Source organism: Actinopolyspora mortivallis (assembly GCF_003001495.1).
In the GTDB taxonomy this organism is placed as follows: domain Bacteria; phylum Actinomycetota; class Actinomycetes; order Mycobacteriales; family Pseudonocardiaceae; genus Actinopolyspora; species Actinopolyspora mortivallis_A.
Window position 1 is genome coordinate 217,898 of the sequence record NZ_PVSR01000003.1, and the last position, 14,802, is coordinate 232,699.

At 70.5% G+C, this 14,802-nt stretch carries 13 protein-coding genes; 8 read left to right on the top strand and 5 right to left on the bottom strand.

Annotation, left to right across the window (positions count from 1 at the left end):
• Window positions 1-2 precede the first annotated feature (2 nt).
• The 4 genes from uraH to CEP50_RS04820 all read right to left on the bottom strand — a co-directional run bounded on the left by uraH (window position 3) and on the right by CEP50_RS04820 (window position 1,885).
• Window positions 3-353 carry a hydroxyisourate hydrolase gene (uraH, locus tag CEP50_RS04805; protein WP_106112699.1) on the bottom strand — a complete coding sequence of 117 codons (351 nt, stop codon included), beginning with the start codon at window positions 351-353 and terminating at the stop codon, window positions 3-5.
• Window positions 350-877, bottom strand: coding sequence for a 2-oxo-4-hydroxy-4-carboxy-5-ureidoimidazoline decarboxylase (gene uraD / locus CEP50_RS04810; RefSeq protein ID WP_106112700.1), 528 nt, complete (start codon window positions 875-877; stop codon window positions 350-352). The genes uraH and uraD overlap by 4 nt, the downstream gene beginning before the upstream one ends.
• Window positions 878-1,263: 386 nt before the next feature.
• Window positions 1,264-1,620, bottom strand: a complete 357-nt coding sequence (locus tag CEP50_RS04815) for a helix-turn-helix domain-containing protein (RefSeq protein ID WP_019852887.1) — start codon at window positions 1,618-1,620, stop codon at window positions 1,264-1,266.
• A 10-nt stretch (window positions 1,621-1,630) separates the two neighbouring features.
• Window positions 1,631-1,885 (bottom strand): thiamine-binding protein, encoded by a 255-nt coding sequence (locus CEP50_RS04820; protein WP_106112701.1) that lies wholly within the window; start codon window positions 1,883-1,885, stop codon window positions 1,631-1,633.
• 150 nt (window positions 1,886-2,035) lie between these two features.
• On the opposite strand from CEP50_RS04820, the gene CEP50_RS04825 reads away from it, so the two are divergent.
• From CEP50_RS04825 to CEP50_RS04840, 4 genes are all read left to right on the top strand, one after another.
• Window positions 2,036-2,833, top strand: a complete 798-nt coding sequence (locus CEP50_RS04825; RefSeq protein WP_106112702.1) for a hydroxypyruvate isomerase family protein — start codon at window positions 2,036-2,038, stop codon at window positions 2,831-2,833.
• Between the two features lie 148 nt (window positions 2,834-2,981).
• Window positions 2,982-3,860, top strand: coding sequence for a 2-hydroxy-3-oxopropionate reductase (locus CEP50_RS04830; RefSeq protein WP_106112703.1), 879 nt, complete (start codon window positions 2,982-2,984; stop codon window positions 3,858-3,860).
• A gap of 264 nt (window positions 3,861-4,124) precedes the next feature.
• Window positions 4,125-5,819 (top strand): glyoxylate carboligase, encoded by a 1,695-nt coding sequence (gcl, locus tag CEP50_RS04835; RefSeq protein WP_106112704.1) that lies wholly within the window; start codon window positions 4,125-4,127, stop codon window positions 5,817-5,819.
• Between the two features lie 167 nt (window positions 5,820-5,986).
• A complete protein-coding gene (locus tag CEP50_RS04840; protein ID WP_106112705.1) occupies window positions 5,987-7,111 on the top strand; it encodes a glycerate kinase in 1,125 nt (374 codons plus the stop codon).
• A gap of 88 nt (window positions 7,112-7,199) precedes the next feature.
• Here CEP50_RS04840 and CEP50_RS20040 read toward each other — a convergent pair whose 3' ends face one another.
• Window positions 7,200-7,358: a hypothetical protein gene (locus CEP50_RS20040; RefSeq protein WP_181188214.1), complete on the bottom strand. Its 159-nt coding sequence runs from the start codon at window positions 7,356-7,358 to the stop codon at window positions 7,200-7,202.
• Window positions 7,359-7,418: 60 nt separating this feature from the next.
• Here CEP50_RS20040 and CEP50_RS04845 point away from each other — a divergent pair, with 60 nt between their 5' ends.
• From CEP50_RS04845 to CEP50_RS04860, 4 genes are all read left to right on the top strand, one after another.
• The gene (locus CEP50_RS04845; protein WP_258174841.1) at window positions 7,419-7,763 is read left to right on the top strand and encodes a GntR family transcriptional regulator; all 345 of its coding nucleotides are present in this window, start codon (window positions 7,419-7,421) and stop codon (window positions 7,761-7,763) included.
• A 125-nt stretch (window positions 7,764-7,888) separates the two neighbouring features.
• Window positions 7,889-9,262: an allantoinase AllB gene (allB, locus tag CEP50_RS04850; protein WP_106112707.1), complete on the top strand. Its 1,374-nt coding sequence runs from the start codon at window positions 7,889-7,891 to the stop codon at window positions 9,260-9,262.
• A complete protein-coding gene (alc, locus tag CEP50_RS04855) occupies window positions 9,259-10,440 on the top strand; it encodes an allantoicase (RefSeq protein WP_106112708.1) in 1,182 nt (393 codons plus the stop codon). Before allB ends, alc begins: the two co-directional genes overlap by 4 nt.
• A gap of 438 nt (window positions 10,441-10,878) precedes the next feature.
• Window positions 10,879-14,712 (top strand): glycoside hydrolase family 2 TIM barrel-domain containing protein, encoded by a 3,834-nt coding sequence (locus CEP50_RS04860; RefSeq protein WP_106112709.1) that lies wholly within the window; start codon window positions 10,879-10,881, stop codon window positions 14,710-14,712.
• The last annotated feature ends 90 nt before the right edge of the window (window positions 14,713-14,802 follow it).

Sequence of the window (14,802 nt, forward strand, 5' to 3'; positions counted from 1 at the left end):
GATCAGCTCCCTCGGTAGGTGGAATATGCGAACGGGCTCAGCAACAGCGGCACGTGGTAGTGCTGCTCCGCATCCGCGATGCGGAAGGTGATCTGCACCTGGGGGTAGAAGGAGTCGACGCCCAGTTCCCGGAAGTAGGCTCCCGTTTCGAAGGTCAACCTGTAGGTGCCCTCGCTCAGGCGGCTCGGTCCGAGCTGCCTGACCCTGCCGTCCTCGTTGGTCACGGAGTCACCGAGGTGGTTCCACGTCTGCCCGGAGGCCTGCTCCAACGTGACGGCCACCCCCGCCGCGGGCAGTCCCCGGGAGGAGTCGAGGACGTGTGTGGTGACGGCGCTCGTGCTTGTCTCGCTCACGCTTCGATCACTCTCGCCAGCCGTAGTCGTGCGATCTTGCGCAGTTCGTCGGCGACGACGCGCATCTCGGTGGTCGGGTCGTTGTCCAGTCGGGAACGCAGGATCTCCAGCAGTTCCCGACCGCTGCGGCCGCTGGCGCACACCAGGTAGACGTGTCCGAACCGGCGTTCGTACTCCTCGTTGGCCTCGGCCAGTTCCACGGCCAGCTGGGTGTCGTCCGCGTCGACCCCGGACTGCTCGCGACGGGACCAGGAGGCCGCGGTGTCCTTGCCGGTGGAGCGCTGTCCGATGCGTGGGTGCGCGGCCAGCGCGGAGTGGATCTCGTCCTCGGTGAGGTCGGAGGCGGCGCGGTCGGCCACCTCGTAGAGTTCCTCGTCCGACCGGTAGGGCCGCCGGTCGGCGATCTCGTTGGCCCAGCGTTGTACGTCCAGGCACGCCAACAGCTGTTTGACCAGCTCCGGACGGGGCATGTTGTTCAGTCTGGCCAGCCCCGGCCCGGCTCCGGTGGAAGATGGTGCTGACATCGGCAAAACCCCACGGTTCGCGTGGTTGTTCTCCTCGGGTTCACCTGAATGTCCCCTCGGAGCGGTTGAGGGCAAAAGCTAAGTCCGCTCCCGCGTGGGTGTCAACACTTTGTTGAAATCTGCTGGTGGGAGACTGTGCGTTCGCACAACGGGCGCACAGTTCCGGTACGTGCTTCGTCCGGAACGCTCCGTTGTTCCTGCTCCGTTCGGCGGCCGCGCGGTCCTGCGGAGGCGCGAAGCGGCGCCGCTCCGAGTGAGAGGCGCGGGGAATGCCGGAGCGGGTGGGGGATTCCGGGAGGACGCCGCCGGTGCGCCTCAGGGCGTGGCGTGCCGGAGTGCTTCGGACGGCGCGGGCAGGAGTGGGGAGAAGGGCGCCGTCGCCCGGGTCAGGAGCGTTCGCGGTTCAGATAGTTGTACACGGTGAAGCGGCTGACCCCCAGCGCCCTGGCCACCGACTCCGCCGACTTGCGCAGGGTGAAGGCTCCGCGCTCCTCCAGGAGGCGGACCGCCCGCTGCTTGTCCGCCCGGGAGAGGTCGGCCAGCTTGCCGCCGAGCTCGGATTCGACCTGGGCGATCACCCTGTCCAGGGCGCTGGTGATCTCCTCCTCGGGCAGGCGGACCGCCACCACCGGGCTGCCCTGCCAGTAGAGCAGCACGTCGCCGGGTTCGCGCTCCTCCACGGGAACGGTGGTGGCCCCGATGCGGCTGAGCAGGGGCTGAATCGCTGATGTCAGCGGATGCACGCGGATAACCTCAACTGTCCTGGGGCTCGTCCTCGACGGTGACCTGCATGGTGATCCGGTCGGCGCCCGCGTCGAGTGCCCGCTCCATCACCCGGGAGAGCGCGGCCAGCACGGCGCCCCGTTCACCGCTGATCGCGGTGCCCAACGGCCCGAACTCGGGGTCGAGGCCGGACTCGCGCAGGACGTCCCGCGCGATGGCGGCATGGCTGGGTGGTTCGCCCTCGCCCTCGAAGGGTTCCGTCGTGAACTCGGCTCTGAGGTTCATCGGGCACCTGCCGCTTCGTCGGACTCTCTCGTACGGGTCGCCACGGTAGCCCGTCGGACGGCAACGGTGTTGACCCTGCCGGGGACGCTGATTATTCTATCGCTGTACGAAATAAAAGTTTCACTTCGTGAAAACAGGTAGGGAGCACGGATGCATCGCTTCCCGTACGCCGTCAACACCTCGATCCTGTTCACCGAGCTCGACGTGCTGTCCCGCCCGGCCGCGGCCAAGGCAGCCGGTTTCGACGCGATCGAGTTCTGGTGGCCCTTCAGCGAGGCCGTTCCCAGCGACAGCGAGGTGGACCGGTTCGTCCGGGCGGTCGACGAGGCCGGGGTCTCCCTGGTGGGGCTGAACTTCTTCGCCGGGGACATGCCCGCCGGTGACCGCGGGGTGCTCTCGCACCCGAAACGCTCCTCCGAGTTCGCCGACAACGTCGACGTGGCGGTCGGGATCGGAGCCCGGTTGGGGTGCAGGGCCTTCAACGCCCTCTACGGCAACCGCATCGAGGGGATGCTGCCCGCCGACCAGGACACCACCGCCGTGGAGAACCTGATCACCGCCGCCAAGGGAGCCGCCCGCGTCGACGGGACCGTGCTGATCGAGCCGGTGAGCGGCACCCCCACCTACCCGCTGAAGACGGCGGCCGACGCGGTGAGCGTCATCGACCGGGTGCACCAGGCGGGCGGGGTCGAGAACCTGCGGTTGCTCTTCGACCTCTACCACCTGATCACGAACGGTGACGACCCGGCGGCGGCCATCGACCGGTACGCCGACCGGATCGGACACGTGCAGATCGCCGACGCGCCGGGGCGCAACGAGCCCGGAACGGGCGAGGTGGACTTCGCCGACTACTTCGCCCGGCTGGAGAAGGCCGGCTACCGCGGCTACGTCGCCTGCGAGTACAAGCCCAGCGGGGCCAGCGCCGACAGCTTCGGCTGGATGAGGTGAGCCCCGAACCCCCTGCCCGGTGGGCGCTGAGGTCCTCAGGAACGCCCGTGCCCCGGCAGGAACGGAAGCGCGGCGCCGGGCGCGGGCTGCCCGGAGGCCGCGTCACCACGGCGGGAACACACTGTGCGACCCAAGGGAAGGAACGAGGATGACCAGGATCGGATTCGTGGGACTCGGCATCATGGGTGGCCCGATGGCGGCCAACCTCGTCGAGGCGGGCTACGAGGTGACCGGGTACAACCGCAGCAGCGCCAAGGTGGAGAAGCTGGTCGCCGCCGGAGGCAAGGGCGCCCGGGACATCGCCGAGGCGGTCTCCGACGCCGACGTGATCATCACGATGCTGCCCGACTCGCCGGACGTGGAGAACGTGGTCCTCGGCGAGGACGGAGTGCTCGCCCACGCCCGGAGCGGGGCCCTGCTGATCGACTGCAGCACCATCCGCCCCGAGGTCTCCCGCACCGTCGCCGAGCGGGCGGCCCAGCGCGGGGTGCGCGCGCTGGACGCCCCGGTCAGCGGGGGCGAGCAGGGAGCCATCGACGGGGCCCTGTCCATCATGGTCGGCGGTGAGGCCGAGGCCTTCGCCGCCGCCGGCGAGGTGTTCGAGGTGGTCGGCAAGACCGTGGTGCACGTCGGACCGGCCGGTTCTGGGCAGACCGTCAAGGCCGCCAACCAGCTGATCGTGGCCGGAAACATCGCCCTGGTCGCCGAGGCGCTGGTCTTCCTGGAGGCACACGGGGTGGACACCGAGTCCGCCTTCCAGGTGCTCGGCGGAGGTCTGGCGGGCAGCAAGGTGCTCGACGCCAAGAACCGCGGGATGCGCGAACGCACCTTCAAACCGGGCTTCCGGATCGAACTGCACCACAAGGACCTGGGCATCGTGCAGAGCGCGGCACGCGAGTCCGGGGTCTCCACCCCGGTGGGAAGTCTCGTGGCCCAGCTGGTGGCCGCCGCCGTCGCCCAGGGCGACGGTTCGCTGGACCACTCCGGGCTGTTCCGGCAGATCGCCCGCCTCAACGGAACGGAGTGAGCGAAGGCGCCCCGGGGGCGCCGAGGATCCGGCCACGGCCGGTCGGAGAGGAGCACGGTGGAGCGGGTGGCTCAGCGCCGCCAAGCATCGGGCCACCCGCCCACCGGACACCCGGTCAGCAAGCAGAACCGGTGCGTGCGGGCACGCGCCGGTGTCGTCGAAGGATCACCGCACCGAGCGTCACCGCGAAAGCCTCGCACCCGGCTGTGGGGGAAGGCAACCGCGCCGGCTCGGGTTTTCGCCGCGAAAGAGGTCGTTTGCACCATGCCGAAAGTTCCCGTCATGCAGGCCGTCGTCGACGTCCTCGAATCCGAGGGGGTGGACGTCGCCTTCGGTTGTCCAGGAGCGGCGATCCTGCCGCTGTACCAGGCGCTGGAACACCGCGAGATCCGGCACCGCACCGTGCGCCACGAGGAGGGCGCGACCCACATGGCCGACGGCTGGGCGCGCACCAACGGCAGGGTCGGTGTCGCCATCGGGACCTCCGGGCCCGCGGGCACGAACATGATCACCGGGCTCTACACCGCCCAGGCCGACTCGATCCCGATGCTGTGCATCACCGGGCAGGCCGTGTCCACCAAGCTCCACCAGGAGGCCTTCCAGGCGGTGGACATCGTCGAGGTGGCCCGCCCGGTCACCAAGTGGGCGGTGCAGGTCAAGGAGGCCGCCCAGGCGCCGTGGATCTTCCGGGAGGCGTTCCGGACCGCCCGGTCCGGACGCCAGGGGCCGGTGCTGGTGGACCTGCCGCTGGACGTCCAGCAGCAGGAGATCGAGTGGGACCCCGACATCGACGCGCCCCTGCCGGTGCAGCGCGTGGAGCCTCACCAGCCGAGGGTGGAGCGGGCCCTGGACATGCTGGAGCAGGCCCAGCGGCCGCTGATCCTGGCCGGTGGGGGCGTGGTGCTCGGCGAGGCCCACGAGAAGCTGCGTGAGCTGGCCGAACTGCTCGGGATCCCGGTGCAGGTCACCCTCATGGGGAAGGGGTCCTTCCCCGAGGACCACGAGCTGTGGGCGGGGATGACCGGTATCCAGACCAGTCAGCGCTACGGCAACCAGTCCTTCCTGGAGTCCGACCTCGTGCTGGCGCTGGGCGCGCGCTTCGGCGACCGGCACACCGGTGCGCTGGACGTCTACCGGGGGCAGCGCCGGTTCATCCACGTCGACATCGATCCGACCCAGCTCGGCAAGGTCTTCGGGCCGGACCTGGGCGTGGTCTCCGACACCGGCCCCTTCCTGGACGCCGCGCTGGAGACGGCCCGCGCTCGCGGGGCCGGGCCGCGCTACCGCTCCTGGGTGGACCGCGTCAACGAACTGAAGAAGACCCACACCCGGCCCGAGGACTACGACGCGGTGCCCATCAAGGCGCCCCGGGTGTTCAAGGAGATCAACGAGATCTTCGGTCCGGACACCTACTTCACCACCGCCATCGGGCTGTACCAGATCTGGTCCGGGCAGTTCCAGCGCACCCACAAGCCCCGGCACTACCAGGTGTGCGGGCAGGCCGGGCCGCTCGGTTGGGAGGTCCCCGCCGCGATCGGGGTCAAGTCCGCCCGGCCGGAGGCCGAGGTGGTCTCGGTGGTCGGGGACTACTCCTTCCAGTTCCTGGTGGAGGAGCTCGCCGTGGCCGCGCAGTACGACATCGGCTTCGTGATCATCATGCTGAACAACGAGTACCTCGGTCTGATCCGGATGGCCGAGGAGGGCTACGGGATGAACACCGAGGTCGACCTGCACTACGACGAGCACGGCACCGACAACGTCAAGGTGATGGAGGCCTACGGCTGCTCCGGGCGTCGGGTGTTCGAGCCCGGTGAGCTGCGCGAGACCATCGAGTGGGCCCGCAAGGAGGCCGTGGCCACGAGCAGGCCGGTGCTGGTCGAGGTGATGATCGAGCGGGAGGCCAACACCGCCAACGGGGTGCGCATCGACGCGATGAAGGAGCCCGAGCCCCTCGACTGATCCCCGGAGTCGTCGCCCCGCGTGTTCGCGGGGCGTCCGTGCCGGGTCGTCCGCCGTACGGTGGACGGTCCCGGGTGCCCCCCGCGTCGGTGCCGGGCTCAATGGCGGGGGGCACCCGTTCCCGGATTTTTTCGCTGTCCTCGCCAGCCGAGAGTGCGGAGCGTGTTGTGACTGGTCATGTTCTCGTCGCGCCGGACAAGTTCAAGGGATCGCTGACCGCCCCGGAGGTGGCCGAGGCGGTCGCCTCCGGGCTGCGCGCCAGAGTGCCGGGGGTGGAGACGCGGTGTGTTCCCGTCGCCGACGGTGGGGACGGCACGGTGCGGGCCGCGCTGGCCACCGGGCTGTTCGAACCCGCGCGGGTGCGGGTGACCGGACCGACCGGCAGGCGGGTGAGCGCCGAGATGGCGGTCAACGAGGACACCGCGGTGGTGGAGCTGGCCGCGGCCTCCGGGCTGGCGCTGCTGGCTCCGGGCGAGTTCGACCCGTTGACCGCCTCCAGTTTCGGTACCGGTGAGCTGATCGCCGCGGCGTTGGACCGTGGAGTGCGTACGGTCGTGCTCGGTGTCGGCGGCAGCGCCTCCACCGACGGGGGAGCCGGGATGCTCGCCGCGCTGGGAGCGCGTTTCCTGGACGGCTCGGGTGCGCCGATACCGCGGGGAGGGGGCGGGCTCGACCGGCTGGCCGAGGTGGACCTGTCCGGTCTGGATCCCCGTCTGTCCTCAGTAGACATCGTTCTCGCCTCCGATGTGGACAACCCGTTGTGCGGCAGTGGTGGTGCCGCCCGGGTGTACGGTCCCCAGAAGGGGGCGGGTGAGCGGGAGGTACGCCGACTCGACGCCGCCCTGGAGCGCTTCGCCGTGCTGGTCGGGCGGGCCAGCGGTCACGCGCCCGCGGAACGTCCCGGGGCCGGAGCCGCGGGCGGCGTGGGATTCGGGGCGATGGCGGTGCTGTCGGCGACGTTCCGCTCCGGCAGTGACGTGGTGCTGGAGCTGGCCGGTTTCGACCGGCACCTGGAGGGGGCGGCGCTGGTGGTCACCGGAGAGGGGGCGCTGGACGAGCAGACCCTGCGCGGCAAGGCTCCCGGGGTGGTGGCCTCCCGGGCGGTCAAGGCCGGGGTGCCCGCCGTGGCGGTCGCGGGGCAGTGCGCGCTGTCGGCACGCGGGCTGGGCGAGGGCGGTTTCTCCGCCGTGTACGCGCTCTCGCACGTGCAGCCGAACACGCGGTTGTCGATCCGGCGGGCGGCCACGCTGCTGCACGGTCTGGGGGAGCACATCGCCGAGGACTGGCTGTGATCACGGACGGGAACGACCGTTCCCGGAACGGTGGGCTGTGGGTGGAACGGCCGGAGCGGGAGCGGCTGTCCCACCCCGGCCGCTTCGCTCATCTCCGCCCGTTGCCCTGGTTCCCCCGGTCGTAGGGGGTGCCGGCGAACAGGTCCCGCAGGTCGCTCAACGAGCGCACCCCCTTGACCGCGAGAAGCAGGTACACCGGAGTCACCAGCACCGCGATCGAGAAGCCGATGATGCCCAGGATCTCCATGGGTTCCTCCTCTGAAACAACTATTTGTGCTAGTCAAAGTAGCACAAATATACTGCTGCTGTGGAGCTTTCGCTGGGAGATCCTGTCGACGGGCCGTTGCACGAGCGGGTGGCGGCGGCCGTGCGTCGGGCCGTCGCCAGTGGGGAACTGGTGAGGGGGTCCCGACTGCCGACGGCGCGTGAGCTCGCCGACCGGTTCGGCGTCAACACCAACACCGTGCTGCGTGGCTATCGCCAGCTCTCCGGCGAGGGGCTGATCGAACTGCGCAGGGGGCGGGGTGCCGTGGTGGTGGGTGAGGCCGATCTGGCGCGGCTCAACCGCCTGGTCGACGAGTTGCTGGCCGAGGCGGCCCGGGTGGGTATGAGTCGCGGTGAGCTGGTCGCGCTGCTGACGAGGCGGTCCTGACTCCGTCCCTCGTCGGGACGTTCGTGGCGTCCTGTCCTCGGCGGCTCGCCGGGGCGGATGGGGGTTGACCGGACGCCACACCGAGGTTCAACATTTTGTTGAAATCTAGTTGGGAGGTTGCAGCGGTGGTCGAATCCGCCAGTTCCCCCGGCCCGGAATACGATCTCGTGTTCCGCGCGCGGAGGATGATCGGCCCGAACGGGGAGTCCTCCGGCAGCGTGGGTGTCCGCGACGGCCGCATAGCCGCGGTGGAGTCCCTGGAGACACCCATGAACGGGGCCCGCACGGTCGAACTCGCCGAGGACGAGGTGCTGCTGCCGGGCATGGTCGACAGCCACGTGCACGTCAACGATCCCGGCCGTTCCGAGTGGGAGGGCTTTCCCACCGCCACCCGCGCGGCGGCCGAGGGCGGCATCACCACGATCGTGGACATGCCGCTGAACTGCCTGCCTCCCACCATCGACTCCGAGTCGCTGGAGGTCAAGCGCAAGGTCGCCGAGGGCAACGTGCACGTCGACGTGGGCTTCTGGGGCGGTGCGGTGCACGGCAACCACGACAGGCTGCGCGGCCTGCACGAGAGCGGGGTCTACGGCTTCAAGTGCTTCCTGCTGCACTCGGGGGTGGACGAGTTCCCCCCGCTGGACCCCACCGAGCTGGAACAGGCCCTGCGCACGGTGGCCGCGCTGGACGCGATGATGATCGTGCACGCCGAGGACTCCGCGGCGATCGAACACGCGCCGAGCGCCCACGGGGAGAACTACCGGGACTTTCTGGCCTCGCGACCGCGCGGGGCGGAGAACATGGCGATCGCCCAGGTGCTGGAACTGGCCAGGCGCACCGGCGCCCGGGTGCACATCCTGCACCTGTCCTCCTCCGACGCGCTGCCCATGATCGCCTCCGCGCGGGCCGACGGGGTCCGGGTGACCGTGGAGACCTGCCCGCACTACCTGTCCTTCGTCTCCGAGGAGATCCCGGACGGGGCCACCCAGTTCAAGTGCTGCCCGCCGGTTCGCGAGGCCACCAACCGCGAACTGCTGTGGAAGGGACTGGCCGACGGCACGATCGACTGTGTGGTCAGCGACCACTCGCCGTGCACGCCCGAGCTGAAACGGCTGGACATCGGGGACTTCGGGGTCGCCTGGGGCGGGGTGTCCAGTCTCCAGCTCGGACTCTCCGCTGTCTGGACCCAGGCGCGGCCACGCGGATTCACGCTGTCCGACGTCGTCTCGTGGATGTCGAGCGGGCCGGCCCGGGTCGCCGGGTTGCGTTCCAAGGGGGCCATCGCCGTCGGAGCCGACGCGGACCTGTGCGTGTTCGCGCCGGACGAGGCCTTCGTGGTCGAGGCCGAGAAACTGCGGCACCGCAATCCGGTCACCGCCTACCACGGCCGCCCACTGGCCGGGGTGGTGCGTTCCACCTGGTTGCGCGGCACTCGGATCGCGGGACCCGACGCCGAGACCGCCCCTGTGGGCACGTTGCTCAGACGAGGAGAAGCATGAGTCAGCACCAGCGGTCCGCGACCGCCGACAACGACGCCTACCGCTCGTCCCTGCCCGACCTGGCCTCCCGCGTGTTCGGAGGCTCGGTGGGCTACGCCAACGACGAGCTCTTCGCCGAGCGGGAGAACCTCGTCAAGCCCGAGGAACCCACCTACCAACCCTACAGCTTCGGCCACAAGGGACAGATCTACGACGGCTGGGAGACCCGCAGGCGGCGCGAGGCGGGCTTCGACCACGCGGTGATCGCGCTCGGGCTGCCCGGGCTGATCCGCAGGCTCGTGGTGGACACCTCGTTCTTCAAGGGCAACTACCCCCCGAAGGTGTCGGTGCAGGCGCGTGCCCTGGAGGGCTATCCCGACCCGGCCGAACTGGACGAGCAGGGCTGGGAGGAGATCCTGCCGCCCACCCCGGTGGAGGGCCACTCCAGGAACGTCTTCGACGTGGACCCACCGCACCGCTACACCCACGTGCGGCTGTGCATGCACCCAGACGGGGGTGTGGCCCGGCTGCGGGTGCACGGTGAGCCGGTGGCCGATCCGAGATGGACCTCGGACCGGTTCGACCTGGCCGCCCTGGAGAACGGCGGCTCGGTGACCGGGTGCAGCAACATGTTCTTCTCCTCCCCGTCGAACCTGCTGGCGCCCGGGCTGGCCCGCGTGATGGGTGAGGGCTGGGAGACGGCCCGGCGCAGGGACGACGGCAACGACTGGGTCTCGGTGCGGCTCGCCGCGGCGGGCGTGGTCGACCGCGCCGAACTGGACACCAGCCACTTCAAGGGCAACGCCCCCGGTTGGGCGGCCCTGTCCGGGTGCGACGCCCGCAAGGAGGATCCGGAGGATCCCGCCGCGTGGACCGAGCTGCTGCCGCGCACCCGGCTGCTGCCGGACACCCGGCACCGTTTCCGACTTCCGGCGCGCAGGGAAGTCACCCATGTGCGGTTGGACGTGTTCCCCGACGGCGGTATGGCCCGTTTGCGGTTGTACGGGCGTGCCGCCGAGAGCGGGGTGCGCGAGCTGGCCGCACGGTGGTTCAACAGCATGCCGCCGGAACAGGCGCGGGCAGTGCTCACCTCCGACGGCGGACTCGACGACGGGGCCGCCGAGGCACTGCTCGCGCGCAGGCCGCTGCCGCTCGGGGAGGAGCTCCCCGAACAGCTGCGTGCGCTGCTGGACAGCTGAGCCCACGGCTCACTCGGTCGCGGGCACCGGTGGGAACTGTAGTTTCTCGCGGAATCACTGTGTCACCGGTGCCCGCGCTCTGTCCCTCGTGGTCGGCCCGGCCGTCGGGTGTCTCCCGGCGGCCGGGCACACGCGACCCGCGATGACCCTGTGCGGGCCCCGTGCCGGGCGTGGGCCGGGCACAGCGGCAACGCCTCCGGAGTGCGCTCCGGAGGCGTTGTGCTTTCGCCTCCCGTGACGCGCCGGTTCCACGTGCAGCGGGCCGCCCCGGTGTTCCGGGGCCGTCCGGTTCGCCCGTTTTCCCCGGGGAACTCCGACGTTCGGAGGTTACCGGCTGGTAGTTCTTGATCGCCCGTGTGTCACCCTCCAGGATCCTGCCGAAAACACAGTGCCAAACAAGAAAAAACAAGATCGCACGGTGTTGGTTCAGGAGGTCCCATGGGAAGGGCACGTCGATTACGTCCCTCCGGCCGTTCGGCCACGGCGGCGGTACTGGCCGTGGTGCTCCCGCTGTTGCCCGCCACGGCCCAGGCGCAACGCCCGCCGGACGGGCCCACCGACCCGGTCACGACCGAGTCCTACCTGGAGAACCCCGGCATGGTGGGCGAGAACCAGCAGCCCCACCACGTCTACCTGCGTCCCTACGACAACGCGGAGCAGGCGCTGCGCGCGGCCCGCCAGGACACCGCGGCCGAGCGGGACCGCCCCACGCGGTGGACCAGGTCGTTGGACGGGCAGTGGCGGTTCCGCCACGTCGAACACCACCGGGACCTCGACGGTAGGTGGCAGACGGGCCGTTCCACCCGGGACTGGGGCCGGATCTCCGTACCCGGAGTCTGGCAACAGCAGGGGTACGGGCACCCGATCTACCGCAACGTCCCCTCGGAGATCGCCCCCTACGATCCGCCGAACGTCCCCGACGACGTCAACCCCACCGGGGCCTACGTCCGCGAGTTCCGCGTGCCGGACGACTGGGACGGCAGACGACAACTGCTGCGCTTCGAGGGCTCCACCAGCGGCACCTTCGTCTGGGTCAACGGCGAGTACGTCGGCTACGACCAGGGCGGCTACACCCCGGCCGAGTACGACGTGACCGAGCACCTGCGCCCCGGGCGGCGGAACACCGTCGCCGTGCGCGTGCACCGCTGGGGTTCGGGCAGCTACCTGGAGAACATGGACTTCTGGCACCTGTCCGGGATCTTCCGCAGCGTCCGGATGTACAGCCTGCCGCGCACCCACATGTCCGACGTGACCGTGCGCACCGACCTGGACGACTCCCACACCGACGCCACCCTCGGCCTCGGGGTCGAGCTGAGCCGCGTCGCTGGCGGCACCAGCGGTCCCCACCGGGTCCGGGCGAAGCTGTACGACCCCGACGGCTCCCGGATCGCCGAGCTCACCGGCGACACCGAGGTCCACGGGAACTCGGCGCGGCTCGAACTCTCCCGGAAGGTGGACTCGCCCCGGCTGTGGAGCGACGAGACCCCCGCCCTCCACACGGTGGTGCTGGAACTGCTCGGTCCCGACGGGACCGTGCTGCAAACCACCCAGCAGCCGGTGGGATTCCGGGAGGTCACCACCGAGAACGAGCGGATCCTGCTCAACGGCGAACCCGTGCACCTGCGGGGGGTCAACCGGCACGAACACGACCCCGAGACCGGGCGCACCCTCGACAGGAGGCGCCAGCGGCAGGACGCCGAGCTGATGCGGCGCAACAACATCAACGCCGTGCGCACCTCGCACTACCCCAACGACCCCTACTGGTACCGGCTGGCCGACCGCCGGGGCCTGCTGCTGGCCGACGAGGTCGACATCGAGACCCACTACCGGGAGGACTGCTCGGCCGAGCCGGAACGTGACTGCCTGGCCGATCGGCCCGAGTGGCAGGCGGCGTTCGCCGACCGGTTCGCCGCGATGGTGCAGCGCGACAAGAACCACCCCAGCGTGATCATCTGGGACACCGGCAACGAGGCCGGTCTCGGCGAGGCCCACCACGACATGGCCGACTACGCCCGGAACACCGACCCCACCAGGCTGCTCTACCACCAGGCGAACAACCACGGAGGCGACGCCCCCTACGCCGACGTGGCCGGACCCCGCTACCCCTCACCCGGGGCGTTGGAGGAGATCGCCCGCACCACGACCAAACCCGTGGTGATGGGGGAGTGGCTGCACGCGATGGGCAACAGCCTCGGCCACTACGAGGACATGTGGCGCACCATCCGGAACCACTCCTCGCTGCGGGGCGGGTTCGTGTGGGACTGGGTCGACCAGGGACTGTCGCGCCCGCTGCGCGTGCTGCCCGACTCCTCGGGCAACGACATCCCCGTCCACGTCAACGGCAACCCGTCACTTGTGGACGGAGTGAGCGGCCGGGGTCTGGAGCTGTCCGGTCTGGACGACTGGGCCCAGGCCTACCGGGCCCCGGAACTGGACGTCACCGGCAGGGAAGTGACCCTGGACATCCGGGTGAAACCGCTGTCCTGGAAGGGGTCGAACACCTTCCTCGCCAAGGGCGACAAACAGTGGGCGCTGCAGATGCCCGACCGGGACCACGTCGAGTTCTTCGTCTACGGCGAAGGGGAGTGGCACACCGCGCGGGCGCGGATCCCCGAGGACTGGTGGGGCAACTGGCACCGACTCACCGGCACCTACGACGGCAGTGAGGTGCGGCTGTTCCTGGACGGTGAACAGGTGGCCTCCGAACCCTACGACGGAACGATCGCCCAGAACACCATGTACACGGTCACCATAGGCCGCAACCAGGAGAAACACCGGGACAACTTCGCCGGGCGCACGGCCCACGCCGTGGTCGACAACGCCCGGATCCACGACCGGGCACTGCCCGCCGGGCAGCTCGTGGCGGGCAAGGACCCGGCCGAACGGGCGGTGCTGGCGCTGAACTTCGACCGGTACCGCGAGCGGGGGGACTACCGCACCTACGGAGCCTCGCCCTTCGTGGCCAACGGGCTGGTGAACGCCGACCGCGAACCCCAGCCGGAGCTGAAGCAGCTCGCCCACAGTCACGCGCCGGTGCGGTTCGACACCGTCGAGGGGGCCTCCGACGCCGCCGACGGCCGGTTCGTGGTGCGCAACCTCAACCACACGTTGAGCACCTCGGTCTACGACCTGACCTGGCAGCTGCGCGAGAACGGTCGGACAGTGGCCGAGGGCCCGATCGACGTGACGGTGCCGCCGGGGCAGAGCCGCCGGGTCGAGCTCGACCTGCCCCCGGCCGAGCGGACGGAGCGCTTCCTGGTGCTGCGGGCCGAGCTGCGCGAGGCGGCCCGGGGGATCCCGGCCGGTCACCTCGTGGCCTCCGAACAGCTCGCCGCCGGCGGCAGCGGGCCACCGGCGGCGCCGGGCACGGCCGCGCGGGCCGAGACGGACGGGGAACTGTCGGTGGAGAGCACGCGGCGGGAGATCCACGTTCGCGGCGCGGACTTCGACTACACCTTCGACCGCGCCGAGGGGACGCTGAGCTCGCTGTCCCCCGACGGGGCCCGGCGGTTGGTCTCCGGCCCGGAACTGGACGTGTTCCGCGCCCCGATCGGCAACGAGTGGAGCAACTGGAGCGGGGTGAACGCCGAGGCGAAGTTCCGTGCGGTCGGACTGGACCGGCTGGAGAGCGAGGTCCGCTCGGTGCGGGTGGACCGGGACGAAGCGGGACGGGCCCGAGTGGTCGTGCACACCCGCTCCTCGGCCCCCGACGTCTCCGGAAACGGGTTCGACAGCCGCTGGACCTACCGGATCGACCCCGGGGGCCGGGTCGAACTCGAACACCGGGTGCGGGCCTACGGGGAGCGGATGCGTTCGCTGCCGTGGCTGCCCCGGGTGGGGATGTCGCTGCGCGTGCCCGAGTCGTTCGGGCAGCTGAGCTGGTACGGACGCGGTCCCGGCGAGTCCTATCCCGACCGCAGGAGCGCCCAGCACGTGGGGCGCTGGTCGGGCAGCGTGGACGAGCAGTGGTTCGACTTCCTGCCGCCGCAGGACAACGGGGTGAAGGTGGACACCGAGTGGGTGCACCTGTCCGGTGAGCGGGCCGGGATCTCGGTGGCCGGGGACTCGCTGGCGGTCTCCGCCGACCGGTACTCCACCGCGCACCGTACGGACTTCGCCCACCAGCTGCGGAAGGACCCCTTCGTGACCCTGCACGTCTCCGCCGACGTCACCGGCCTCGGTGACACCCCGAACCCGGTGCGGGACCGCTATCGGGTGCGGCCCGACCGCACGCACACCTATTCGGTGGTGCTGCGGCCCACCGCACCCTGAGCAGCAGGCGGGGCGGGTACCCTCCCGCCCCGCCGCGGCGCTTTCGGCGCGCGGCGGCGTGAGCCGGTGAATTCCTCGGATCGACGACGC

Bases quoted from the DNA above. Each gene is read 5' to 3' on its own strand.
- uraD (WP_106112700.1), bottom strand. From the start codon at position 877: ATGTCAGCACCATCTTCCACCGGAGCCGGGCCGGGGCTGGCCAGACTG.
- gcl (WP_106112704.1), top strand. From the start codon at position 4,125: ATGCCGAAAGTTCCCGTCATGCAGGCCGTCGTCGACGTCCTCGAATCC.
- CEP50_RS04820 (WP_106112701.1), bottom strand. From the start codon at position 1,885: ATGAACCTCAGAGCCGAGTTCACGACGGAACCCTTCGAGGGCGAGGGC.
- CEP50_RS20040 (WP_181188214.1), bottom strand. From the start codon at position 7,358: ATGGAGATCCTGGGCATCATCGGCTTCTCGATCGCGGTGCTGGTGACT.
- CEP50_RS04860 (WP_106112709.1), top strand. From the start codon at position 10,879: ATGGGAAGGGCACGTCGATTACGTCCCTCCGGCCGTTCGGCCACGGCG.
- CEP50_RS04825 (WP_106112702.1), top strand. From the start codon at position 2,036: ATGCATCGCTTCCCGTACGCCGTCAACACCTCGATCCTGTTCACCGAG.
- CEP50_RS04830 (WP_106112703.1), top strand. From the start codon at position 2,982: ATGACCAGGATCGGATTCGTGGGACTCGGCATCATGGGTGGCCCGATG.
- alc (WP_106112708.1), top strand. From the start codon at position 9,259: ATGAGTCAGCACCAGCGGTCCGCGACCGCCGACAACGACGCCTACCGC.